This window comes from Microbacterium sp. NPDC079176 (assembly GCF_040686675.1).
Taxonomy (GTDB): domain Bacteria; phylum Actinomycetota; class Actinomycetes; order Actinomycetales; family Microbacteriaceae; genus Microbacterium.
Genome location: NZ_JBFBLM010000005.1, coordinates 261,927 through 283,985, shown reverse-complemented (window position 1 = coordinate 283,985; position 22,059 = coordinate 261,927). Strand labels below are relative to the sequence as shown.

Annotated in this window: 20 protein-coding genes and 1 riboswitch; of the genes, 6 read left to right on the top strand and 14 right to left on the bottom strand. The window is 69.0% G+C overall.

Going from position 1 to position 22,059, the window contains the following annotated elements:
* Positions 1-4: 4 nt before the first annotated feature.
* Both AB0P11_RS14400 and AB0P11_RS14395 read right to left on the bottom strand, forming a co-directional pair.
* The gene (locus tag AB0P11_RS14400) at positions 5-1,633 is read right to left on the bottom strand and encodes a DUF4407 domain-containing protein (RefSeq protein ID WP_363522625.1); all 1,629 of its coding nucleotides are present in this window, start codon (positions 1,631-1,633) and stop codon (positions 5-7) included.
* Between the two features lie 77 nt (positions 1,634-1,710).
* Positions 1,711-2,277, bottom strand: a complete 567-nt coding sequence (locus AB0P11_RS14395) for a TetR/AcrR family transcriptional regulator (RefSeq protein WP_363522623.1) — start codon at positions 2,275-2,277, stop codon at positions 1,711-1,713.
* 66 nt (positions 2,278-2,343) lie between these two features.
* Between AB0P11_RS14395 and AB0P11_RS14390 the strand changes: the two genes are divergently transcribed.
* A complete protein-coding gene (locus AB0P11_RS14390) occupies positions 2,344-2,976 on the top strand; it encodes an NAD(P)H-dependent oxidoreductase (protein WP_363522621.1) in 633 nt (210 codons plus the stop codon).
* Here the strand turns inward: AB0P11_RS14390 and rlmN are convergent.
* A complete protein-coding gene (gene rlmN, locus AB0P11_RS14385) occupies positions 2,925-4,214 on the bottom strand; it encodes a 23S rRNA (adenine(2503)-C(2))-methyltransferase RlmN (RefSeq protein WP_171821948.1) in 1,290 nt (429 codons plus the stop codon). The two genes, AB0P11_RS14390 and rlmN, sit on opposite strands and share 52 nt — an antisense overlap.
* Positions 4,215-4,284: 70 nt before the next feature.
* Here rlmN and AB0P11_RS14380 point away from each other — a divergent pair, with 70 nt between their 5' ends.
* The 3 genes from AB0P11_RS14380 to AB0P11_RS14370 are packed head-to-tail and all read left to right on the top strand — an operon-like array spanning position 4,285 to position 6,300.
* Positions 4,285-4,839 (top strand): ribosomal protein L7/L12, encoded by a 555-nt coding sequence (locus AB0P11_RS14380; protein ID WP_053097977.1) that lies wholly within the window; start codon positions 4,285-4,287, stop codon positions 4,837-4,839.
* Between the two features lie 56 nt (positions 4,840-4,895).
* Positions 4,896-5,534: a bifunctional 4-hydroxy-2-oxoglutarate aldolase/2-dehydro-3-deoxy-phosphogluconate aldolase gene (locus AB0P11_RS14375; RefSeq protein ID WP_295104680.1), complete on the top strand. Its 639-nt coding sequence runs from the start codon at positions 4,896-4,898 to the stop codon at positions 5,532-5,534.
* Positions 5,535-5,550: 16 nt separating this feature from the next.
* The gene (locus tag AB0P11_RS14370) at positions 5,551-6,300 is read left to right on the top strand and encodes a sulfite exporter TauE/SafE family protein (RefSeq protein WP_053097979.1); all 750 of its coding nucleotides are present in this window, start codon (positions 5,551-5,553) and stop codon (positions 6,298-6,300) included.
* Positions 6,301-6,327: 27 nt separating this feature from the next.
* Here AB0P11_RS14370 and AB0P11_RS14365 read toward each other — a convergent pair whose 3' ends face one another.
* The 3 genes from AB0P11_RS14365 to AB0P11_RS14355 all read right to left on the bottom strand — a co-directional run bounded on the left by AB0P11_RS14365 (position 6,328) and on the right by AB0P11_RS14355 (position 8,790).
* Positions 6,328-7,158 (bottom strand): NAD(P)-dependent oxidoreductase, encoded by an 831-nt coding sequence (locus tag AB0P11_RS14365; RefSeq protein ID WP_056280486.1) that lies wholly within the window; start codon positions 7,156-7,158, stop codon positions 6,328-6,330.
* A 46-nt stretch (positions 7,159-7,204) separates the two neighbouring features.
* Complete coding sequence (locus AB0P11_RS14360) at positions 7,205-7,966, bottom strand: SDR family NAD(P)-dependent oxidoreductase (protein ID WP_363522617.1); 762 nt, start codon at positions 7,964-7,966, stop codon at positions 7,205-7,207.
* Between the two features lie 167 nt (positions 7,967-8,133).
* The gene (locus tag AB0P11_RS14355; protein WP_363522615.1) at positions 8,134-8,790 is read right to left on the bottom strand and encodes a hypothetical protein; all 657 of its coding nucleotides are present in this window, start codon (positions 8,788-8,790) and stop codon (positions 8,134-8,136) included.
* A 139-nt stretch (positions 8,791-8,929) separates the two neighbouring features.
* Between AB0P11_RS14355 and AB0P11_RS14350 the strand changes: the two genes are divergently transcribed.
* A complete protein-coding gene (locus tag AB0P11_RS14350; RefSeq protein ID WP_363522613.1) occupies positions 8,930-9,436 on the top strand; it encodes a phosphotransferase in 507 nt (168 codons plus the stop codon).
* 8 nt (positions 9,437-9,444) lie between these two features.
* On the opposite strand, the gene AB0P11_RS14345 is transcribed toward AB0P11_RS14350, so the two are convergent.
* The 5 genes from AB0P11_RS14345 to AB0P11_RS14325 form a co-directional block, all read right to left on the bottom strand.
* Positions 9,445-10,728: a hemolysin family protein gene (locus AB0P11_RS14345; RefSeq protein WP_285363391.1), complete on the bottom strand. Its 1,284-nt coding sequence runs from the start codon at positions 10,726-10,728 to the stop codon at positions 9,445-9,447.
* A gap of 94 nt (positions 10,729-10,822) precedes the next feature.
* The gene (locus AB0P11_RS14340; protein WP_053099269.1) at positions 10,823-11,863 is read right to left on the bottom strand and encodes a TerC family protein; all 1,041 of its coding nucleotides are present in this window, start codon (positions 11,861-11,863) and stop codon (positions 10,823-10,825) included.
* 235 nt (positions 11,864-12,098) lie between these two features.
* Entirely contained in the window at positions 12,099-12,896 is a 798-nt protein-coding gene (locus tag AB0P11_RS14335; protein WP_363522610.1) for an energy-coupling factor transporter transmembrane component T, read from the bottom strand.
* Positions 12,893-14,353 carry an ATP-binding cassette domain-containing protein gene (locus tag AB0P11_RS14330; protein WP_363522608.1) on the bottom strand — a complete coding sequence of 487 codons (1,461 nt, stop codon included), beginning with the start codon at positions 14,351-14,353 and terminating at the stop codon, positions 12,893-12,895. Before AB0P11_RS14330 ends, AB0P11_RS14335 begins: the two co-directional genes overlap by 4 nt.
* Positions 14,350-15,006, bottom strand: a complete 657-nt coding sequence (locus tag AB0P11_RS14325; RefSeq protein ID WP_053097984.1) for an ECF transporter S component — start codon at positions 15,004-15,006, stop codon at positions 14,350-14,352. Before AB0P11_RS14325 ends, AB0P11_RS14330 begins: the two co-directional genes overlap by 4 nt.
* Positions 15,000-15,109, bottom strand: a riboswitch (TPP riboswitch). (Overlaps the previous gene by 7 nt.)
* An 83-nt stretch (positions 15,110-15,192) precedes the next feature.
* Between AB0P11_RS14325 and AB0P11_RS14320 the strand changes: the two genes are divergently transcribed.
* Entirely contained in the window at positions 15,193-16,656 is a 1,464-nt protein-coding gene (locus AB0P11_RS14320; protein WP_363522606.1) for a D-alanyl-D-alanine carboxypeptidase, read from the top strand.
* 130 nt (positions 16,657-16,786) lie between these two features.
* Here AB0P11_RS14320 and AB0P11_RS14315 read toward each other — a convergent pair whose 3' ends face one another.
* From AB0P11_RS14315 to AB0P11_RS14305, 3 genes are all read right to left on the bottom strand, one after another.
* A complete protein-coding gene (locus tag AB0P11_RS14315; RefSeq protein ID WP_320488966.1) occupies positions 16,787-19,033 on the bottom strand; it encodes an ABC transporter ATP-binding protein in 2,247 nt (748 codons plus the stop codon).
* Entirely contained in the window at positions 19,030-20,757 is a 1,728-nt protein-coding gene (locus AB0P11_RS14310) for an ABC transporter ATP-binding protein (RefSeq protein WP_056280467.1), read from the bottom strand. Before AB0P11_RS14310 ends, AB0P11_RS14315 begins: the two co-directional genes overlap by 4 nt.
* Before the next feature lie 200 nt (positions 20,758-20,957).
* Positions 20,958-22,019, bottom strand: a complete 1,062-nt coding sequence (locus AB0P11_RS14305; RefSeq protein ID WP_053097988.1) for an enoyl-CoA hydratase/isomerase family protein — start codon at positions 22,017-22,019, stop codon at positions 20,958-20,960.
* Between the last annotated feature and the right edge of the window lie 40 nt (positions 22,020-22,059).

Sequence of the window (22,059 nt, the reverse complement as noted above, 5' to 3'; positions counted from 1 at the left end):
CGGATCAGACGCGCGGTTCGACCAGCTGCTCCTGCTCGGCGAGCGTCTGCGCCTGGGCGCGCTTCTCGGCGAGCTCGCGCTCCTGCGCCGCGTCACGCGCTTCGGCGGCCTGGGCGGCCTCCTTGCGCTCGGCGCGGGTCTGCGGCTCGCCTGATCCGGCATCCGCCTGGATCCCCTGCGACTGCACGGTGACGATCGCCGCGCGGTCGCGGAACCCCTCGGCGGTCACCTTGTCGAGCGCGACCTGCTTGCGGATCGCGACGGCCTTCTCGTAGAGCGACGGGTCGCCGTAGGAGGTGAGCACCTTCACGAGCACGGGCAGCAGCTCGATCATGAAGAACAGTGCGGCGATGAGGATGTGCGCCCACAGGATCGTCGGCTCCTTCTCGCTGAGCCTGTTCAGAGCGCTGATCTGGCTGAGCAGACCGATCGCGCCGGCGTTGCCGGATGCCACCGATTCGGCGCGCGCGTTGTACGCGGCGAGCGCGGTGTCATAGCTGTCGCGCGCGGCGGGCAGCTGAGACTGCGCCTCTTCACGGTTCTGCGACTCCGACGTGCTGGTGTTCTCCTTCGCGGCGGTGCCCGCGGCTGCCAGCTCTTCGTTGGCGGTGCGCAGCTGCGCGGCGAGCGCGTCGTAGGTCTGCTGCGCCTCGGCGAGCTGGGCCTGGGCGGCATCCGAGCTCGCACCCTCGCCGTTCACGCCGGTGCAGCCGGGAACCGTGCCTGCACCTTCGCCGGTGAGCTCGCACTGGTAGAGGACGCGGGCCTGGTCGATCACGGCCTGCTGCTCGGTCATCTTGGCCGTGAGGTCGTCGACCGTGGCCTGCGCGGCCGATTCGGTCGCCGACGACGAGTCGGTGCCGGCGACGATTCCGGTCGCCGCCTGGTTCTCGAGCTCGGCGACGCGGTCCGATGCGGCGTCGAGCGCCTTCTTCTCGGGGCCGGTCTCGAGTGCATCCTGGTCGGCCTGCGCCTGGGTGATGTTCGTCGAGGCGACCTCGCGCGCGATGTCGTTGTGGAAGATCTGCAGCACGAGCGGCTCGGCGACGACGAAGCCGATGATCGCGGCCATGATCACACGTGGAATCGCGAGGCCGATGAGCTTCCAGACGTTGCGGGTCGACGTCATGGTCGAGGTGAGGAAGCGATCGAGGTTGAAGATGATGAGCGCCCAGACGACCGCCAGCGGCACGGCCAGCCAGATCGCGGCCTGCACGCCCGTGGTCAGTGCGAACAGCATGGAGATCGCCGAGACCAGTGCGGTTCCGGCCAGCACGAAGAACATCTGCACGAAGCGCGGGGTCTCGCCGGGGACGCGGTCGAGGATCTCGCCCTCGGCTCCGCCGAGGATGGCGAGCTTGCGCAGACGCGAACCCGGCACGCGCGGTGCGCGCTCGCGCGGCTGACGCCGGGGCTTGGGCTCACGCACGGGACGGGCGGATGCCGCGGCATCCTGCTCCTGCTCCGGCGCATCGGGCACCTCGGGTGCCTGCTGCGGTTGCGGCAGATCGGCGCCCGTGGGCTCGTACGCGCGCAGGAAGTCGAGGTCGTCCGTGTCAGCGTTCGGGTCGCTGTCGAGGATGATCCGACCCTGCGAATCGAACCGTCCTGGGCGGTGAGCGGAATAGGGCATTCCGACAATCTACGAAATGTCGCCTGTGGAAAACGTGCACGAACCCTGTGTTTCCGCCTCCGCGGGCCTCGTCAGGGTCAGCGCGGCAGCATGCGGACGAGCGCATCGGCGCTCGCGGCGAGCGCGTCATCGAGCGAGAAATGCCCGGCGGCGCACAGCGTTCCGAGTCCGTGCACGAGGCCCCACACTCCGGTGACGCTCTGCGCGTCGAGGCCCGCGGCCACGGACGCCTCCGACAGCAGCTGCTCGAGTTCATCGATCAGGGGGGCCATGGTCTCGCTCGGCTCACCGGGGATGCACACCGTCGGGTCGTAGATCACGTCGAAGCCGTGCGGATGCTCGACCGCGTAGCGGATGTACGCGGCACCGCCTTCGATCACGGCGGATGCGGAGTCCGGCGCCTGACCGATCCCGCCGCGCACCGCGTCCACCAGGTCGGCCATGCTGCGCTCGGCGAGGACCTTGAGCAGACCGCGCCGGTCGGAGAAGTGGTGGTACGGGGCGTTATGGCTCACGTCGGCGGCGCGGGCGACCTCGCGCAGGCTGATCTCCCCCGCGGGCTTCTCGGCGAGCAGCTGCATCGCCGCCGCCTCGAGGGCGTGGGCGAGGTCACCGTGGTGATAGCCGGATCGGGAACTTGACACAAGCAACATTGTTGCTTATCTTGACAGTGTCCACCATTGCTTGACACTGTCAACATAGGAGCGCACATGTCATCCGCACTGATCATCGACGGCCACCCCGATGCCGGATCCCTCACCGCAGAACTGGCCCGACGCTATGCCGCCGCGCATGGCGACGCCCGTGTCCTCGCTCTGCGCGATCTCGACTTCGATCCGTCGCTGCGCTTCGGCTACCGCCGGCGCATGCAGCTCGAGCCCGACCTGATCGACGCGAAGCGCGCACTGGCCGAAGCGCGGACGGTCGTGGTGTTCACCCCGCTCTGGTGGGGGTCGGTGCCCGCGCTGCTGAAGGGGTTCTTCGATCGGTCGCTGCTGCCGCAGCAGGAGTACCGGTACTCGAAGCTCGGGATGCCCGAAGGCCTGTTGACGGCCGCGAACGGACGCCTGTTCCTGCTGGCGGACACCCCGTGGTTCCTCACGCCCTTCACCGGGCTCCCCGCACAGACGCACGTCGCCCGCGGGACGATGAGGTTCTGCGGCATCCGCTCGGTGCGCACCACGCGGATGCTGGGAATCAAGGACGCGAGTCCCGCGCGCATCGAGTCCTGGCTGTCGCGCGCCGAGACTCTCGGTCGCCGCGACGGCCTTCGCGATCGCGGCACCGGCCCTCAGGCCATGGCGGCGGAGGCAGCCTCGTCTTCGGTCGTCGCGACGAGCTGACCGCAGGCACCGTCGATCTCCTTGCCGCGAGTGTCGCGGAGGGTCGTCGGGATGCCTGCGTCGTTGAGGCGGCGCACGAACTCGTTCTGCACCGAGGGCTCGGACGACGTCCAGATCGAGCCGGGCGTCGGGTTCAGCGGGATCGGGTTGACGTGCACCCAGCCGCGGCCGCGCTCGTTGAGCTTGTCGGCGAGCAGGTCGGCGCGCCAGGCGTGGTCGTTCATGTCCTTGATCAGCGCGTACTCGATCGAGACACGGCGGCCGGTCTTGGCGTAGTAGTCGTAGGCGGCGTCGAGCGCCTCGTCGACCTTCCAGCGGGAGTTCACCGGGATGAGCTCGTCACGCAGGTGGTCATCCGGTGCGTGCAGCGACAGCGCGAAGGTGACGGGGATGCCCTCGTCGGCCAGCTTCTTGATGGCCGGCACGAGTCCGACAGTAGACACCGTGATGCCGCGCGCGCTCATGCCCAGGCCGTCGGGCTGGGGCGCGACCATCGAGCGCACCGCGTCCATCACGCGCTTGTAGTTGGCGAGCGGCTCACCCATGCCCATGAAGACGATGTTCGACACGCGCTCCATCGAGTGGTCGTCGGCCTTCTTGCCGCCGAGACCGCCCTCGGCGATCAGGCGGTTGGCGCGGACGATCTGCTCGATGATCTCGGCGGTCGACATGTTGCGGGTGAGACCCGCCTGGCCGGTGGCGCAGAACGGGCAGTTCATGCCGCACCCGGCCTGCGACGAGACGCACAGGGTGATGCGGCCCGGGTAGCGCATGAGCACCGACTCGACCAGCGCGCCGTCGTGCAGACGCCAGAGGAACTTGATCGTGTCGCCGCGGTCGGTCTCCAGGCGGCGCACCTCGGTGAGCAGCGGCGGCAGCATGCCGGCGACGAGCTGCTCCCGGGTGTCGGCCGGAAGATCCGTCATCTCCGCAGCGTCCGACGTGTAGTGCCGGAAATAGTGGGTCGAGAGCTGCTTCGCGCGGAAGCCGGGCAGGCCGAGCTCCTTGACCTTCTCGACGCGCTCGGCGGGCGTGAGGTCGGCGAGATGCACCGGCGGCTTGCCGCGCTTCGGGCTCGCGAACTGCAGCAGCGGCCGCCCCTCGGCATCCTTCTGCTGCGTCCACCCCTCGGTCGCAGGACGCACCTGCGGGGTGCCGGTCGAGCGGACTGCCCCCGAACGGGACGACGCGGGTGCCGTGGCGGGGCGCGTCTCGCGCGTGCGGGGAGTCTCGGTCATACCTCCAGGGTACGCGGTGCCGGGTGGGAAGCGCCTGGGGCGCCGGCCCCGGCGTCCCTAGACTGACCCCATGGACATCATCATCGCTGTCGGCGCGGTCATCGCAGCTGTCGTCGTGGGCGTGGTGATCATCGGCGCCGCCCTGCGATCGATGCGCCCGAAGGCACCGGAGCCGCACGTGTTCACCCCGTCGCCGACGATGGCCCGATCCGTGGCATCCGCTTCGACGTCGACCGCCTCGGCATCGCAGCTGACGCCTGCGGCGATCGCCGAGATCGATCGTCTCGTCGCCGCCGGGCAGAAGATCCACGCGATCAAGCTCTACCGGCAGCACACGGGCGTGCGCCTGCAGGAGGCCAAGGACCGGATCGACCACTGGTCCGTCAGCACCACGGCACCGCACCTCGCGGCCGTCTCGAACGCCTCGGCCGCCCACTCGTCGATCACGGCGACGCCGTCGTCGGTGCGGGGTGCGCTGCCGGCATCCGTCGCCTCCGAGGTCGACCGGCTCATCGCCGCCGAGCAGAAGATCCAGGCGATCAAGCTGGTCAGGGAGCACACCGGGCTCGGCCTCAAGCAGGCGAAGGACGTCGTCGAGGCCTGGCCACACCCGCGCCACTTGTAGTTACAGGCTGCGGTCGGGGAGAATGGAGCCGATCCCCTATCGAAGGAGTCTTCGCCATGCCCGACCGCCTCTCCCGCGCCCGTTCCGCCGGCGTCCTCGCCGTCTTGCGCGCACCCTCGCCCGAGCTCGCACTCGAGGCGTCCGAGGCGATCATCCGCGGTGGCGTGACCGGCATCGAGGTCACCTTCTCGACCCCCGACGCCCCCTCGGTGATCCGCGAACTCATCGCGCGCCACGGCGACGCGGCCTACATCGGCGCGGGCACAGTGACGACTGCCGAGCAGGCCGCCCTCGCCGCCGATGCCGGTGCGGAGTTCCTCGTCAGCCCCGGAACCCTGCCCGCTCTGACCCGAGCGATGCTCGAGACCGGCCGCGTCGTGATGACAGGTGCCATGACCCCGACCGAGGTCATGGGCGCGCTCGAGCTCGGCGTCGACGTGGTCAAGATCTTCCCCGCGTCCCTCGGCGGGCCCTCGTACCTCGGCGCGCTGCGCGGACCGTTCCCGGATGCTCCGCTGATGCCGACCGGAGGCGTCAGCCCCGACAACCTCGCCGACTGGTTCCGCGCCGGAGCCGTGGCGGTCGGAGCGGGCGGCGACCTCGCGAACGGCGCCTCGCTCGCTGCATCCGACTGGGCCGACATCGAACAGCGCTCGGCCCGCTTCGCCGCGGCGCTCGCTGCGACCCGCCGCTGAGTCGGCCGATGACCCGGTGATCGAACTCGCACCCCTCGCCTGGGCGGCGCTCGGCCTCGCCGCCGTCACGATCGGCATCTCGAAGACCGCGCTCCCCGGCGGCAGCATCCTGGCCATCGCACTGTTCGCGACCGTGCTCCCCGCGCGCACGTCGACCGCCGCGATGCTCCTGCTGCTCATCGTCGGCGACGTGTTCGCGTTGATCACCTATCGCCGCCACGCGCACTGGCCGACGCTGCTGCGCCTCGCGCCCGCCGTGCTCGCGGGACTGCTGGCCGGCTTCGCGTTCCTCGCGCTCGCGGGCGACGGCATCGTACGTCGGGCGATCGGCGTGATCCTGCTGGCGATGATCGCAGTCACCCTGTGGCGGCGATGGCGGCAGGACCGGGCGGATGCCGCGTCGCCCGCACCGGGAGGCATCGTGCTCTCGGGCGTCTACGGCACTCTCGGTGGCTTCACGACCATGGTCGCCAATGCGGGCGGACCCGTGATGTCGATGTACTTCCTCGCCACCCGCACGCCCGTGCAGGTGTTCCTCGGCACCTCGGCCTGGTTCTTCGCGATCATCAACCTCGTGAAGATCCCGTTCCTCGCGGGCCTCGGCCTCTTCGAGGGCCACGTGCTGCTCATGGATGCCGTGCTCGCGCCGCTCGTGGTGCTCGGCGCTCTGGGCGGCATCCGCCTCGCGAAGCGCATGAACCAGGTGCTGTTCGACCGCATCGTGATCGTGCTGACGATCGCCGGCGCCGTCTACCTGCTGTTCTGACCGTCTGCTCCCCGCGGCAGGACCGCCTCAGTCGAGGAAGATGTCGGGGAACAGCCGGTCGTCGGGAGTGCCAGGGACGGCGGCGTAATGCGAGAAGTCGGTCACGCCGTCGGCCTCGAGCACGTCCTCGACGATCAGGGTCTGACCGCTGTACTCGGCCGCGGGCTTGAGCAGCACCGCGTAGGCGGCGTCGGCGTAGATGTCGGGCGTGCGGCTCGCCGCCATGACCTTGTCGCCGCCGAGCAGGTTCTGCACCGCGGCGGTGGCGATGGTGGTGCGCGGCCACAGGGTGTTGGCGGCGATGCCGTCGCGGGCGAACTCCGCGGCAAGGCCGAGCGTGACCATCGTCATGCCGAACTTCGCGAGCGTGTATCCGGTGTGCGCACCGAGCCACTTCGGCGTCGGGTTCAGGGGCGGCGACAGCGACAGGATGTGGGGGTTCTCGGCGTCCTTGAGGATCGGCACCGCCGCGCGCGAGAGCATGAAGGTGCCGCGGACGTTCACGTCCTGCATCAGGTCATACTTCTTCGCGCCGAGGTCGAGCGAGCGCGAGAGGTCGATGACGCTGGCGTTGTTGATGACGATGTCGATGCCGCCGAACTCGCCCTGCGTCTTGAGCACGGCCTCGGTGATGTCGTCGTCGTCGCGCACGTCCCCGACGATCGGCAGCGCCTGACCGCCCGCCGCCCTGATCTGGTCGGCGGCCGTGTGCACCGTTCCCTCGAGCTTCGGATGCGGGGTGTCGGTCTTCGCCAGCATCGCGATGTTCGCGCCGTCAGCCGCGGCACGCAGCGCGATCGCGAGTCCGATGCCGCGGCTGCCGCCGGACATCAGGATGGTCTTGCCTGCCAGTGACATGGATTCTCCTTGGAGCGTCGGGGCTTCGGGACTTCGGGGTTCGGGCTTACTTCGGTGCCATGCGGATCGCGCCGTCGAGGCGGATCGTCTCGCCGTTGAGGTAGCCGTTCTCGACGATCTGCTGCACGAGAGAGGCGTACTCGTCGGGGCGTCCGAGACGCGAGGGGAACGGCACCTGCTGGCCCAGCGAGTCCTGCGCCGCCTGCGGCAGGCCCATCAGCATCGGGGTCTCCATGATGCCGGGAGCGATCGTGCAGACGCGGATGCCGTAACGCGCGAGCTCGCGAGCGACGGGAAGCGTCATGGCGTGTACGCCGCCCTTCGAGGCCGAGTATGCCGGCTGGCCGATCTGCCCGTCGAAAGCGGCCACGCTCGCGGTGTTCACGATGACGCCACGGTCGCCGGTGTCGGTCACGTCGTTCTTCGTGATCACGGCGGAGGCCTGGGACAGGACATTGAAGGTGCCGACGAGGTTGATGCGGACGACGCGCTCGAAGTCGGCGAGCACGGCCGGGTTGCCCTCGCGGTCGAGCACCTTCGCCGGCGGGGCGATGCCCGCGCAGTTGACGACGATCCGCAGCGGAGCGGCGGCCTGCGCTGCGGCCACGGCGGCAGCGGCATCCTCGGCGCTCGTGACGTCTCCGGCCGAGAACACCCCGCCGAGGTCTGCGGCGATCTCGGCCCCGGCCGACGAGGGCAGGTCGAGGATGGTGACGACGGCGCCGGCGGCGGCGAGCGTTCGCGCGGTGGCGAGGCCCAGACCGGACGCACCGCCGGTGATGAGAGCACTCGAGCCCTGGATCTGCATGCGGTTCTCCTTCGAAACGTGTGCGACTCAGTGTCAGTTTAGCTGATTCCGAGTTTCAGGCGACACATCGCCAGAGGCCTCGCGACGGTGTCGACCCCGAGCCTACGCCGCGCACGTCGAAGGGGCGGGGCCATGACGGCCCCGCCCCTTCGGAATGACTCGCGAGATCAGACCTGGATCTGCGCGGCGATGCCCTTCAGCTTGTGGCGTGCGAGCGCGAGGTTCGCCGACGCACTGTTGAGCACGAGGTAGATGAAGAGCCCGCTCGCACCGGTCGTGTTGAGCACGTTGATCAGGTGATACTGCGAGCTCAGGGTGATGAGGATGTCGTCGATCTCATCCGTGATGCCGAGGTCGCGCATCGTCGCCAGCTTGGCGCGCACGACGTTCGAGTTGCCCGCGGCGGCGATCCCCAGGTCGAATGAGGGGTTGCCGCCCTGGGCGAGTGCCATTCCGCTGCCGTAGTCGACGATCGCGGCGCCGGTGGCGCCCTCGATGGCCAGCAGCTGCGGCAGGGCGTCGTCAAGTGAACTCATGTTGTACTGCTCCTCTATGGTGATGCGTGTGCGCTCGACGCTGGCGTCAGGTGCCTGTGCGGATGCCGGGGCGTCGCCGCTCCAGATCCACTCGACGAACTGGTCGAGATCCCGTTCGCCGGATTCCTGCGACGAGATCGCCGGAGCCTTCGGCAGCCCGACCGCGGTAGCGTGAGCGGCATCGGAATCGGCACCGGGTGCGACCTCGGGAGCCGCGGATGCGGACGAGGAGGCATCGGCATCGCTGCCCTGCCGCCGCCACCACTGTGACCGGGACGAAACGCGCACGAAGACCTCTGATGTGTCGAGTGGGATGGATGATGCGGCCGCCGACGGCGACCGCGACTGAGACTAACCGCGTCCCGCCGCCCGGAGCCGGAAAAATACACGCATACCGATATACGTTCGAACATGAGATGAGCGCCCCATGAGCATCCCCTCCACGACGACGGAGATCCCGCCGATCGTGCGGTCACTGGCCGCGGGCGCCACGCTCACGCCGGTATGGCTGAACGGCATCGGCGGGCTCACCTTTCGCACCGACGACGGGCGCTACATCAAGTGGGGCCCGCATGACGCCGAGGCGAACATGCGGGACGAAGCGGAGCGGATGCGGTGGGCACGGCGTTGGATCGCGGTTCCCGAGGTGATCGATCAGGGTGAGGACGCCACGCACGAGTGGCTCGTCACGGCTGCACTCCCGGGCCGCAGCGCTGTGGACCCCCGATGGATCGACGACCCCGAGACCGCCGTACGCGCGGTCGGAACCGCGCTGCGCGCGATGCACGACTCGCTGCCCGTCGAGCAGTGCCCCTGGACCTGGAGCTCCGCATGGAGGATCGCGAACGCGGTCGAGCGCGGCGTCACGGTGCCGGCCGACCTGCACGAGCCGCCTCGGCTCGAGTACTACCGCCGACTCTGGAACGAGACCTGAGACTCGACTCAGTCGGTCGGCGAGGCGTCCTCGTGCACGGCCACTCGGATCTCCGAGATCCGGCGACGATCGACGGCCGTCACGCGGATCGTCGCACCGGGCACCTCGACCGAATCACCGACCACCGCGAGGCGGCCGAGCATCTCGGTGACGAAGCCCGCGACCGTGTCCGATGCGCCACGGGGCAGCGCGATCCCGGTGATCTCGGCGAAGTCCTGCAGATTGAGGCGGCCGTCGAGTGCGCCGCCGGCGTCCGGCATCCGGTCCTCCGTGTCGTACTCGTCGAAGATCTCGCCCACGACCTCTTCGACGAGGTCCTCGAGCGTCACGATGCCGTCGGTGCCGCCGTACTCGTCGACCACGACGGCGATCTGGTGACCGGCCGCCCGCATGCGGGTCAGGGTGGGTAGCACGCCCGCGGTCGAGGGCACGTACTCGACGGGACGCATGAGTCCGAGCACCGCGCGCGTCGCGTCGTCGGCGGCGGCCTCGAAGAGGTCGCGCACATGCACGAAGCCCACGATGTCGTCGAGCGAGGCGTCGATCACCGGGTACCGCGAGAACGGCAGCTCGCGCACGTCCGCGATGGCCTCGGCGAGCGTCGCGGCGCCGTCGAGCGCGACGACCTCGGGACGGGGCCGCATGACCTCGCTCACCTGACGTCCGCGCAGCGACAGCACGTCGTCGAGGATGCGTCGCTCGTCGTCGGGGAGGCTCTGATGCGTCGCGACGATGTCGCGCAGCTCCTCCTCGCTGAGCTCGTCCGCCGCCTTGTGCGGGTCGCCGCCCAGCAGACGCACGACCGCATTCGTCGACACCGACAGCAGCCAGATGACCGGCCTCATGACCACGGCGAAGCCGTCGAGCACCGGCGCGACGGCATACGCGAACTGGGCGTTGCGCTGGATGGCGAGCCGCTTGGGCACGAGCTCGCCGAGCACGAGCGACAGGTAGGCGATCACGAGCGTCAGCAGCACGGTCGAGAGGGTGAGAGCCAGCGGAGCGGCGACCCCGAGGCTCTCGAGCAGAGGCGCGACCGACGGGGCGATCGAGGTCGCACCGTAGGCGGCCGAGGCGAAGCCGGCGACCGTCACGCCGATCTGCACCGCCGAGAGGAAGGTGTTCGGGTTGCGAGCCAGGCTCGCGACCTTCTCGCCTCGTCTGCCACGAGCAGCGATCGCATTGATCTGACTCTCACGCAACGTGACGAGGGCCATCTCCGTCGCGGCGAACACGCCGCCGACGAGGACGAACACGAACACCAGAGCGATGTTCACCGCGAGGTCGCCCATCAGCGGGCCACCTCACGAGGTGCGGGGGTGCCCGAGGTCATTCGGGCGCCGGGTCTGTCGGGGTCTGCGGACGCGTCGGAGCGGCGCGACTGGTTCACGAGTGTTCCTTCTGGGTGTCGGTGGTGAGCGGTGCAGAGCTGGACGGATCAGGAGTGTCGAGCGCGTCGCGCTTGTCGTCGCGTCGCGTCTTCATGAGGCTCGCGACCGTGGCGACGGCGATCGTCGCGCCGATGAAGACGAGCGAGAACCAGATCGGGATCTCAGGCGCCCACAGCATCGGCTCTCCGCCGTTGATGAACGGAAGCTCGTTGACGTGCATCGCGTGCAGCACGAGCTTGACGCCGATGAACGCGAGGATGACCGCGAGGCCCTGCGCGAGGTACACGAGGCGCTGCAGCAGGCCGCCGATGAGGAAGTACAGCTGGCGCAGGCCCATGAGGGCGAAGGCGTTGGCCGTGAAGACGATGTAGGCCTCTTCGGTCAGACCGTAGATGGCGGGGATCGAGTCGACCGCGAAGATCAGGTCGACGAAGCCGATCGCGATGATCACGAGGAACATCGGCGTGAAGAATCGCTTGCCGTCACGCTGCACGGTCAGGCGGTCGCCGTTGTACTCGTCGCTCACCGGCAGGATACGGCGCACGAAGCGCATGAATCGGCCGTTGGCCGGGTTGTGGTCGCCCTGTGCGAACGCCTGGCGGTAGGCCAGGAACAGCAGCAGCGCACCGAAGAGGTAGAAGATCCAGGAGAAGTTCTCGATCAGCGTGGCGCCGAGCGCGATGAATCCACCGCGCATGATGAGCGCGATGACGATGCCGATCATCAGCACCTTCTGCTGATAGATGCGCGGCACGGCGAAGCCGGTCATCACGATGAGGAACACGAAGAGGTTGTCGATCGACAGCGCCTTCTCGGTCAGGTACCCGGCGAAGTACTCACCGCCGTACGTCCAGCCCGACACGGTGCCGATGCCGACGCCGAACAGCAGGGCCAGACCGATGTAGAACGCCGACCAGCGGGCGGACTCGCCGATGGTGGGCTCATGGGGCTTTCGCACGTGGGCGAAGAACTCGTACACGAAGAAGGCGATCGTGACGGCGATCGTGATGATCCACACGAGGGGGGTGATGTTCAAGGAGGTCTCCAGAAGACGAGGCGTGACGAGGTCGACGCCAAGGTCTTCTCCATCCTCGAGAACGAGGACCGGGGACCCGGGATGCAGGGACATCCGTAATGACGAGCCGCCCGTGGTGGAGTACTCCCCTTGGGTTCACTCGATGCTAGCGAATACATCGGCATTCCAGCTATGAGAAAGCTGAGTGGATGCTTCCGGTTCCGGTGGTTCGGGCGGGCGTCCGGTCGTGGGCTCGTCAGGCGGTCGGGCCGAGGATGAAGTTCCACGCACCCGTGAGCACCGCCGCCGCGATCGCCACCGCCGGGATCACCGCCGCGACGATGACCAGCGCCGTGTCGCGTCGGTCCCACCTCGACTCCCGCGCCCACGAACGCGGTGCCGCACCGCCGAAGCCGCGAGCCTCCATGGCCGTCGCCAGCGACGATCCACGACGGATCGCCAGCACGAACAGCGCGAACGCCATGCCGAGCGCACGACGGACCCGCCCCTCGTCGGCCACCCCGCGCGCACGCCGCGCGAGAGAGAGCGCCCGCCAGTCGTCGACGAGCAGGCCCAGCATCCGCATCCCCGCGAGCGCGCCGACGACGAATCGCGCCGGCAGCCTCACCCGCTGCGCCAGGTCGTCGGCGAGGTCGGTGGGGTCGACCGTGATGAAGAGCACCACCGCGGGGAGTCCGATCGCGAGCACGCGCACGGCGGTCGCCGCAGCGAGCGCGAGCGACCCGTCACTGATGCGCATGACGAGCCACTCGACATGCACGGTGCCGCTGGTCGCGCCGTAGAGAGCGATCGTGACCGCGCTGAGCGGCGCCGCGATCCACAGCACCGCGGTGCGGGTCCAGAACTCCTTCGCGCGCAGGCCTGCGAGCACGAGCAGAGGGATCTCGAGCAGCAGGGCGACGGATGCCGACACCGCGTCGATCGTCAGCACGAGGGGCAGGGCGATCAGAAGCGCCGCGATGAGTTTCGCGAGGGCCGAGCGCGGGGCGATCGGACCGGATCGTTCGACGCGGGCGGTCAGCGGATCGATCATCGTCCCACCTCGATGCGCCGAGCGTGCAGAGCCGCGAGCACGGCCTCGTCATGACTGATCGCCACGATCGCCGTGCCCTCGTCGCGCAGACGTGCGATCAGGCCGACGAGTTCGGCCCAGGTCGTCGCATCCTGCCCGAAGGTGGGCTCGTCGAGCACCAGCATCCGGGGTCGCGTGGCGAGGGCGGCGGCGACCGTGAGCCGCCGCTTCTCTCCGCCCGACAGGGTGTAGGGATTGGCTGCGGCGAGCGAGGTGAGCCGCAGTCTTTCGAGCAGGTCGTCGACTCGGGAGGCGATCTCGGCGTCCGGCAGCTTCAGCGCCCGCGGCCCGACCGACAGCTCGTCGCGCACGGTCTTGGCGAGCAGCTGGTGCTCGGGCGTCTGCATGACCGACGCGATGCGCGTGAGCAGGGCGCGCGACGACCAGTGGATGGGATCGGGCTTCTCTCCGGCGGCGAGGGGCGGCAGAGCGGCGACCCGACCTTCTTCGGCCGGGATCAATCCCGCGAGCGTGAGCCCGAGCGTCGATTTGCCTGCGCCGTTCGCGCCGGTGACCCCGAGCACCTCTCCGGCGCGCACATCGACGTCGAACGGACCGGCGACGGCGAGCCCGCGCCTGCGAGACACGGTGAGACCACGGGCCTCCAGCAGCGTCGCTCCCGGCCGCTGCGCCGGTGCGGGCGGGACGGCGGGCGGGTGCCCGGGAACCCAGACACCGGATGCCGCGAGCTCCGCGCCCCGAGCGCCGAGGACCGCGTCCGGGCTGCCGTCGGCGAGCACGACCGTTCCATCCGGCTCGGCGCCGAGCACGATCACCCGGGTCACGAGCGGCAGCCAGATGTCGATGCGATGCTCGATGACCACGAGGGTCGCACTCGTCGCATCGAGGGCGGCGGCCACGGCATCCCGTACGTCCCGCACCCCCTCGGGGTCGAGGTTCGCCGTCGGTTCGTCGAGCAGGATGGCACCCGGTCGCATCGCGAGCACGCCGGCGAGGGCGAGGCGCTGCTTCTGGCCGCCCGACAGCGCGGCCGTGGATCGATCGAGGGCGACGTCGAGCTCTACGGCGTCCAGCGCCGCGCGCACCCGCTGCCAGATCTCGTCTCGGGGTACGCCGAGGTTCTCGCAGCCGAAGGCGACGTCGTCGCCGACCCTCGCGAGGATCGTCTGCGTATCGGGATCCTGCAGGACCATCCCGACCCGTCCCCGGGCATCGGTGGGCGGCACGCCGTCGACGAGCAGCGCACCGTGCGTCTCGCCCTCATCCGCACCGCCGAGCACCCCACCGAACCCCTGGAGCAGCGTCGACTTGCCCGAGCCGGAGGCGCCGAGCAGCAGCACCCGCTCCCCCGGCTCGATGCGCAGGTCGACGTCGCGCACCGCCCAGCGCCGTCGCGTCGCGTACCGCCACCCCCAGCCACGGGCTTCGAGGGTGGCGGGCGTCGTGAGCGAGCTCACACCCGTGCGGTGACCTCGCGGCCGGCGGCGAACCGGCTGAGGGCGCCCGTGGCGGCGAGGCCTCGTGCGATCAACCACGCCCCGAGTCCGGCGATGACCGCGCCCGAGATGGTCGTCGAGACGATGTAGACGCTCGTGAAGAGCGTGTCGGCACCGGCGTACCAGAGGATGCGGTCGTTGATGCCGCAGGCGAGACCCGCACCGGCACCAGCCAGCATCGCGACAGGCAGCCGCCAGACGCCGTACAGGAAGATCAGGAACACCAGCTCTGCGCCGAGGCCCTGTACGAGGCCCGAGACGATCGTGAGCGGGCCCCACGCGTTGCCGACGAGTGCTGAGATGATCGCGGCGACCAGCTCGGTGTACAGAGCGGCACCGGGCTTGCGGATGATCAGGCCGCCGAGCACTCCGGCGATCAGCCAGGGGCCGGCGAGCAGGCCCTGCACACCGGGGAGCAGCGGCGTCAGGATGCTGCTCGGCACCTCGTAGCCGACGTTCCAGAGCAGGAAGATCATCGCGCATGCGACGGCGATGACACTCGCCACGACGATGTCGACGACCCGCCAGCGCCAGAGCTGCGGGCGACCGAGGCCCGTCGACGACTGCGTGGCCGATGCCGATCCCGTGGTGGATCCGGACGTGGATGTACTCATCTGTGACTCCTCCCTGCGCTGGCATGACCCAGATCAGGTTCGACGGTCGAAGCGCGATTCGCTCCCTCTCAGCCCGGCTCGCCGGACTCCCGTGGTTGTACCCACGATCTTACCCAGAGGCGACACCCCTCGTCCTCTCCCGATGCAGCGACACGGATCCCCGCACGAGTTCGGTACCGTGAGGAGGTGACCGCTCCCGATTCCGCCGAGGCCACCGCCTCCGCCGTTCCTGCGGATGACGACGTCTCTGCGATCTTCACCCCTGAGGCGACTCCCCCCGCGCAGTGGGCGGAGGAAGACAGCGGCGGCACTCCCCTGACGTGGGTCGACCCGGTCGACGTGGCCCAGCACCCGGCGACCGACGCGCTCGATGACGCGCCGGCCGTGGAGAGCGGCGGTGCGCTGCTGACCGGAGCGCACCTGCGCCCGGCGATCGCCCGGCCCGGCGTGCTGGTGCCGCTCGGCGTCCTCGTCGGCTTGCTCGGCACCTACGCCGGATCGGCCATGCTGTGGCCGTTGCACGAGGTCGCGCCGACGGTTCAGGCCGTCGAGCTCGCCCCCGTCGCAGCGCCCGCTGCCGCGATCACCTTCCCTGCCCAGGGGAGCGCTGCCGTGGGGATCGGCGGCATCGGCACGACGTCGTCGTCGCTCGACGCTGCCGCGATCGCAAGCGTCACCAAGGTCGTCTCGAGCTTGATGGTGCTCGAGCGGATGCCCCTCGCCGTGGGCGAGCAGGGCCCCGAGTTCTCGTTCACGCGAGCCGACAACCTGGCCTACTGGGACTACCGCCGCTCCGACCAGTCCGCGCTCGACGTGCCCGTGGGCGGCACTCTCACCGAGTTCCAGCTCCTCCAGGGAACGCTGCTCGGATCGGCCAACAACTACATCGACCGGCTCTCCGCGGAGATCTGGGGTTCCCCGTCGTCGTTCACCGCCGCAGCAGCTGTGTGGCTGCGCGACCGTGGTCTCGACGACATCACGATCATCACTCCGTCGGGCTTCGACGACCGCAACCGGGCCACACCCGAGTCGCTCGTCGCGTTGGCCGAGATCGCGATGCAGAACCCCGTCTTCGCCGGCATCGTCGGAACTCCGTCGGTCGATCTTCCGGGTGCGGGCACGGTGGTGAACACGAACGGGATGCTGGCGGACCCCGGCGTCGTCGGCGTCAAGACCGGCACGCTCGGCGACAGCTGGAACCTGTTGACCGCGAAGGTCGTCACCGTCGACGACACGACTGTGCATCTGTACGCGTCGGTTCTCGGTCAGGCCGACGACGCGCAGCGCCTCACGGAGACCCGTTCGCTGTTCACGCAGGTCGAGACGGCGCTGGAGCAGCAGACTCCCGCCGTCGCCGAGGGCACGGTCGTCGGCACCGTCACCACGGCGTGGGGCGCGAGCACCGATGTCGTGACGGATGCGGATGCCGATGTGGTTCTGTGGAACGGCGCCGTCGCCGAGGCCTCGACGGACTTCTCACTCGGCGACAGCCGCGAAGCGGGCGACGAGGTCGGCACGATGACGAGCGTCGGGCCGTTGAACACGGTGACCACGTCGCTGTCGCTCGCCGACGATGTCGATGCCCCGAGCCCGTGGTGGCGGCTGACCCACCCCCTCGAACTCCTCGGCATCACGGCCGACCAGCGCTGACGCGTCGTCCCTCCAGCGAAAGCTCACGGACGCAGAACGCCTCGCCGCCCGGGATCGGGAGGCGAGGCGTTCTGGCGCTTCAGGCGCTCTGGCGCTTCAGGCGCTCTGGCGCTTCAGGCGCTCTGGCGCTTCAGGCGCGTGAGGAGCCTCCGGCATCCGGCCGTTCGACCACTGCCTGCGCGGCCGCTGCCTCGGCAGCGGGAGTCTGCGCCCCCACCGAGACGCCGACCTGTGCCGACGCAGCCGCGTCTTCGGCGTCGCCGCTCATGACGACCGGAGTCGAGCCGGTGAGCGCGTCCTCTGCGTCGATGTCGGTCGCCGCCTGTTCGAACTGCGACTGGTAGAGGCGCCAGTAGGCGCCCTGCGCGGCGATGAGCTCGTCGTGCGTGCCCTTCTCGACGATGTCTCCGTGCTCCATCACGAGGATGAGGTCGGCATCGCGGATGGTCGACAGGCGGTGCGCGATCACGAACGAGGTGCGTCCCTGTCGAAGCGCCGCCATCGCGTGCTGCAGCAGCAGCTCGGTGCGGGTGTCGACCGCCGACGTGGCCTCATCGAGGATCAGGATCGACGGCTGGGCCACGAACGCTCGCGCGATCGTGATCAGCTGACGCTCGCCCGCCGAGACGTTCGACGCGTCTTCGTCGAGCACGGTGTCGTAGCCCTCGGGGAGGGCATGCACGAAGCGATCCACATAGGTCGCCTTCGCCGCTTCGAGAACCTCGTCGTCGGTCGCGGTCGAGCGTCCGTACCGGATGTTCTCGCGGATGCTCCCGGCGAACAGCCACGGGTCCTGCAGGACCATGCCGGTGCGAGAGCGCAGCTGGTCACGCGTGACCTCGGAGATGTCCTGACCGTCGAGCAGGATGCGCCCGCCGTTCAGTTCGTAGAACCGCATGATGAGGTTGACGAGAGTGGTCTTGCCCGCTCCCGTCGGACCGACGATCGCGACCGTCTGACCGGGCTCGACCCGGAACGAGAGGTCGGTGATCAGCGGACGGTCGGGAGTGTACGAGAACGCGACGTTCTCGAACTCCACGACGCCCTTGCCGTCGGCGAGCTTCGGAGCATCCGCGTCGTCCGCTTCCTGCTCTTCGGTGTCAAGGAGCTCGAACACCCGCTCGGCCGATGCCGTGCCGGACTGCACGACGGCCGCCATCCCACCGAGCTCGGACAGCGGCTGCGTGAACTGCTGCGAGTACTGGATGAACGCCTGCACGTCTCCGAGACGCAGCTGCCCGTTGGCGACCATGAGACCGCCGAGCACCGCGATGCCCACGTAGGTGAGGCTGCCGACGAAGGTCATCGCCGGCATGATGATGCCGGAGAGGAACTGCGCCTTGAAGCTGGCCTGGAACAGCTCCTCGTTCTCGCCCTGGAACTTCTCCAGCGCGTCCTGCTCGCGACCGAAGACCTTGACCAGCGCGTGACCGGAGAAGGCCTCTTCGACGCGAGCGTTCAGACGGCCGACCTTGCGCCACTGCGTGCCGAAGGCCTTCTGCGAGCGAGGGCCGATGACGCCGAAGATCACACCCATGAGCGGGAGCGCCACGAGCGCGACGAGAGCGAGCTGCCAGGAGATCGAGAACATCAGGACCAGCACGCCCACGACCGTGAGTACGGCCGTGATCGCGCCGGACAGCGACTGCTGCATGGTCTGGGTGATGTTGTCGATGTCGTTCGTCACGCGCGAGATCAGATCACCGCGCTGCACCTTGTCGAAGTACGACAGCGGCAGACGGTTGATCTTCGCCTCGACCTGCTCGCGCAGACGCCACATGGTGCGGACCATGATGACGTTGATGACGTAACCCTGGATCCAGCTGAGGAAGGCGGCGGTGACATAGATCGCCAGCACGGCGATGATGATCCACCGCAGCGCGTCGAAGTCGACACCGTCACCGACACGGAAGGCGCCGAGGGCCTCGACCTGGTTGGCGAAGTCGTCCTGCCCTCCCTGGCGGAGTGCCGCGACGACATCGTCCTGCGGAGTGCCGGCGGGGAACCCGGGGAAGTCCCCGTTCGCCTGCGCGAGCTGCACGGAGATGAAGCCCTTGTAGATGAGGTTCGTGGCCTCACCGAGCACCTTCGGCGCCGCGACCGTGAGCACGACGCCGACGGCGCCGGCGATCGACACCAGGATGAACCAGACGGCCGACGGCTTGAGCAGCCCGATCATCCGGCTGAAGCTCTTGCCGAAGTTGTCGGCCTTTCCGGGAGCGACGCTGTCCCAGCCGCCGCCGTCCTGGCGCGCCTTCTCGGCGAGCTCGGCCTCGTACTTCTCTTCGTCTGTCAGCGCCGGCTCGACCGCAGTGGTCGTGTCCGCAGCCTTGGCCGCGCGACCGCGGCGGGTCCGGGGAGCGTCCTGCTCGCTCATGCGTCCACCCCCAGCTGCGATTCGACGATCTCTCGGTAGGTCGTGCTGGTCTCGAGAAGCTCCTCGTGCGTGCCGACGCCGACCATGGTGCCCCCTTCGAGGACGACGATGCGGTCCGCATCGGTGATGGATGAGACGCGCTGCGCGACCACGATCTTGGTCACGTGCGGCAGTTCACGCCACAGCGCCTGCCTCAGTCGGGCGTCGGTGGTGAGGTCGAGCGCGGAGAACGAGTCGTCGAAGACCAGGATCTGCGGCTGACGGACGATCGCGCGGGCGATCGCCAGGCGCTGACGCTGACCGCCCGAGACGTTGGTGCCGCCCTGGGTGATCCTCGAGTCGAGCCCCTGGGGCATCTCCTCGACGAAGTCGCGTCCCTGAGCGATCTCCAGCGCATGCCAGAGCTCTTCATCGGTCGCGTCCTCGCGGCCGTACCGGAGGTTCGAGGCCACCGTTCCGGTGAAGAGGAACGGACGCTGCGGAACGAGGCCGATGGTCGCCCACAGCGACTCGACGTCGGCATCGCGCACATCGGCGCCGCCGACGAAGACGGCTCCGCCGGAGACGTCGAAGAGTCGTGGGATCAACGACACGAGGGTCGTCTTGCCGGCACCGGTCGATCCGACGATCGCCACCGTCTCGCCGGGCTCGGCCGCGAAGCTGATGCCCTTGAGAACGGGAGAGTCGGCGCCCGGGTAGGTGAACTCGACGCCGTCGAAGGCGACCGAACCGGGTGTCGGGAAGTCGGTCACGCCGTCGGCCGGCCGCACCATGCTCGACTGCGTCTCGAGCACCTCGCCGATGCGCTCGGCCGACACTGCCGCGCGCGGGATCATGATCGCCATGAAGCTGGCCATGATGACGCCGCCCATGATCTGGCCGATGTACTGCATGAAGGCGAAGATCGTGCCGACCTGCACCGTGCCGCTGTTGACCTCGATGCCGCCGAACCACACGACCGCCACGATCGTGACGTTGAGGATGAGCATGAACAGCGGGAACAGCAGGACGAACAGCGAGCCGACCTTGCGGCCGACCACCATGATGTCGGTGTTGGCACCGCGGAAGCGCTCTTCTTCGATGCCCTCTCGGACGAAGGCACGGACCACGCGCACGCCGGTGAGCTGCTCGCGCAGCACGCGGTTCACGGTGTCGAGCTTTCCCTGATAGCTGCGGAACAGCGGAACCATGCGGCTGACGACGAGACCGGCGACGATCAGCAGCAGCGGGACGGACACGGCGATGAGCCAGCTCAGGCCGATGTTCGTCTGCACGGCGAAGATGATGCCGCCGATCGCGAGCAGCGGCGCGGTGACGAGCATCGTCGCGCCCATCATCGCGAGCATCTGCACCTGCTGCACGTCGTTCGTGTTGCGGGTGATGAGCGAGCCGGCGCCGAACTGCGACACCTCTCGCTCGGAGAATCCGCTGACCTTGGCGAAGACGTCGGCACGGATGTCGCGCCCCGCACCCATCGACGCGCGAGCCGCGAAGTAGGTCGCGATGACCGACGCGATGATCTGGCCGAGCGAGACGGCGAGCATGAAGAGCCCGGTGCGCCAGATGTAGGCGGTGTCGGACTGGGCCACGCCCTTGTTGATGATGTCTTCGTTCAGGCGCGGGAGGTAGAGGGTGGCCAGAGCGCTGGCGAATTGGAACACCAGCACGGCGACGAGCAGCCACTTATAGCGGGCGAGATAACGGAGGAGGATTTTTCCCAGCACAGGCGGACTTTCTAGGAAGGATGAATCGGCGGATCTCCCGACGGGCGGACGCAGGCCGACGATCGCGCACATGCAAGGGTGGCACGAACTCCGGACATTCGTATCCCCCTGTGGGCGGACCTTCGCTCACAGCGAACCATTTCGGGCGCGGCCAGCGGTTTATGCACCGCGGCGAACAACCGCGGATATATCGAAATGCTCTAGAAGAGGGGGTCTTCGGGCGTGAAGTGTCGCGCGTCGGCGCCGGGGTCTGCAGGCAGTTCGGAGATCGTCGCCGGGTTCCACTTCGGATTGCGGTCCTTGTCGATCAGCTGCGCCCGGATCCCCTCCACGAGGTCGGGATGCCGCAGGACGAACCACATGACGCGGCGGTACTCACCCTCCAGGGCGGCACGCAGGTTCGGCAGCGCACGTGCTTCCCGCACGGCGTCGAGCGTGACGGCCAGCCCGGTGGGCGCCAGGCTCTCGAGCAGATCCGCGGTCGCCGCGGCATCCGGGGCCTCGTCCGCGCGCAGCCGCGACACGATCTCCGCGACCGTGCCGGCGGAGAACGCGTGGTCGATCCATCCCCGAGAGGCCGGAAGCGTCGACGGATCGGGAGTCTCGTCGAACAGCAGCACGATCTCGGCCGGTCCTGTCGGATCGGCACGATACGCGAGCGCCTCGCGCAGCGCGTCGAGGCGATCGGAGGGCACGAAATGGTCGGCGAAGCCGAGCAGTACAGCGTCCGCTCCGTTCATCGACGCCCCCGTGAGCCCGAAGTACTCGCCGAACCGCCCAGGAGCGCGTGACAGCAGCCACGTGCCGCCCACGTCGGGCGTGAAGCCGATCCGCGTCTCCGGCATCGCGAGCTTCGATCGCTCGGTCACGATGCGGATGGCCGCGTGGCCCGACAGTCCGACGCCTCCGCCCATCGTGATGCCGTCGGCGACGGTGACCACGGGCTTCGAGTACTCGGCGATCATCGCGTTCAGCGCGTACTCCGCGCGGAAGAACTCCGCCGTCTCATCGGATCGCCCCTCCACGATCTGCGCGTGCAGTCCCCGCACATCGCCGCCGGCGCACATGCCTCGGTCACCTTCGCCGTCGATCAGCACGATCTGCACATCGGTGTCGTACCGCCACCGCTCCAGCGTGCGCGTGATCTCCTGCACCATGCCGAAGTCGAGCGCGTTGATCGCTTCCGGTCGGTTCAGGGTCAGCCTGCCGAGGGCTCCCTCGGTACGGACGAGGACCCGGGAAGCGGCGCTGGATTCGGTCACGATTGCCAGGCTACCCGGTGGATTGAGCCTTGCATCCGGC

What these genes read in the sequence shown, in the direction of transcription:
- AB0P11_RS14360 (WP_363522617.1), bottom strand. Translation starts at nt 7,966, where the DNA reads ATGCAGATCCAGGGCTCGAGTGCTCTCATCACCGGCGGTGCGTCCGGT.
- AB0P11_RS14400 (WP_363522625.1), bottom strand. Translation starts at nt 1,633, where the DNA reads ATGCCCTATTCCGCTCACCGCCCAGGACGGTTCGATTCGCAGGGTCGG.
- AB0P11_RS14335 (WP_363522610.1), bottom strand. Translation starts at nt 12,896, where the DNA reads ATGATCGATCCGCTGACCGCCCGCGTCGAACGATCCGGTCCGATCGCC.
- AB0P11_RS14390 (WP_363522621.1), top strand. Translation starts at nt 2,344, where the DNA reads ATGTCATCCGCACTGATCATCGACGGCCACCCCGATGCCGGATCCCTC.
- AB0P11_RS14380 (WP_053097977.1), top strand. Translation starts at nt 4,285, where the DNA reads ATGGACATCATCATCGCTGTCGGCGCGGTCATCGCAGCTGTCGTCGTG.
- AB0P11_RS14315 (WP_320488966.1), bottom strand. Translation starts at nt 19,033, where the DNA reads ATGAGCGAGCAGGACGCTCCCCGGACCCGCCGCGGTCGCGCGGCCAAG.
- rlmN (WP_171821948.1), bottom strand. Translation starts at nt 4,214, where the DNA reads ATGACCGAGACTCCCCGCACGCGCGAGACGCGCCCCGCCACGGCACCC.
- AB0P11_RS14325 (WP_053097984.1), bottom strand. Translation starts at nt 15,006, where the DNA reads ATGAGTACATCCACGTCCGGATCCACCACGGGATCGGCATCGGCCACG.
- AB0P11_RS14350 (WP_363522613.1), top strand. Translation starts at nt 8,930, where the DNA reads ATGAGCATCCCCTCCACGACGACGGAGATCCCGCCGATCGTGCGGTCA.
- AB0P11_RS14345 (WP_285363391.1), bottom strand. Translation starts at nt 10,728, where the DNA reads ATGGGCGACCTCGCGGTGAACATCGCTCTGGTGTTCGTGTTCGTCCTC.
- AB0P11_RS14375 (WP_295104680.1), top strand. Translation starts at nt 4,896, where the DNA reads ATGCCCGACCGCCTCTCCCGCGCCCGTTCCGCCGGCGTCCTCGCCGTC.
- AB0P11_RS14365 (WP_056280486.1), bottom strand. Translation starts at nt 7,158, where the DNA reads ATGTCACTGGCAGGCAAGACCATCCTGATGTCCGGCGGCAGCCGCGGC.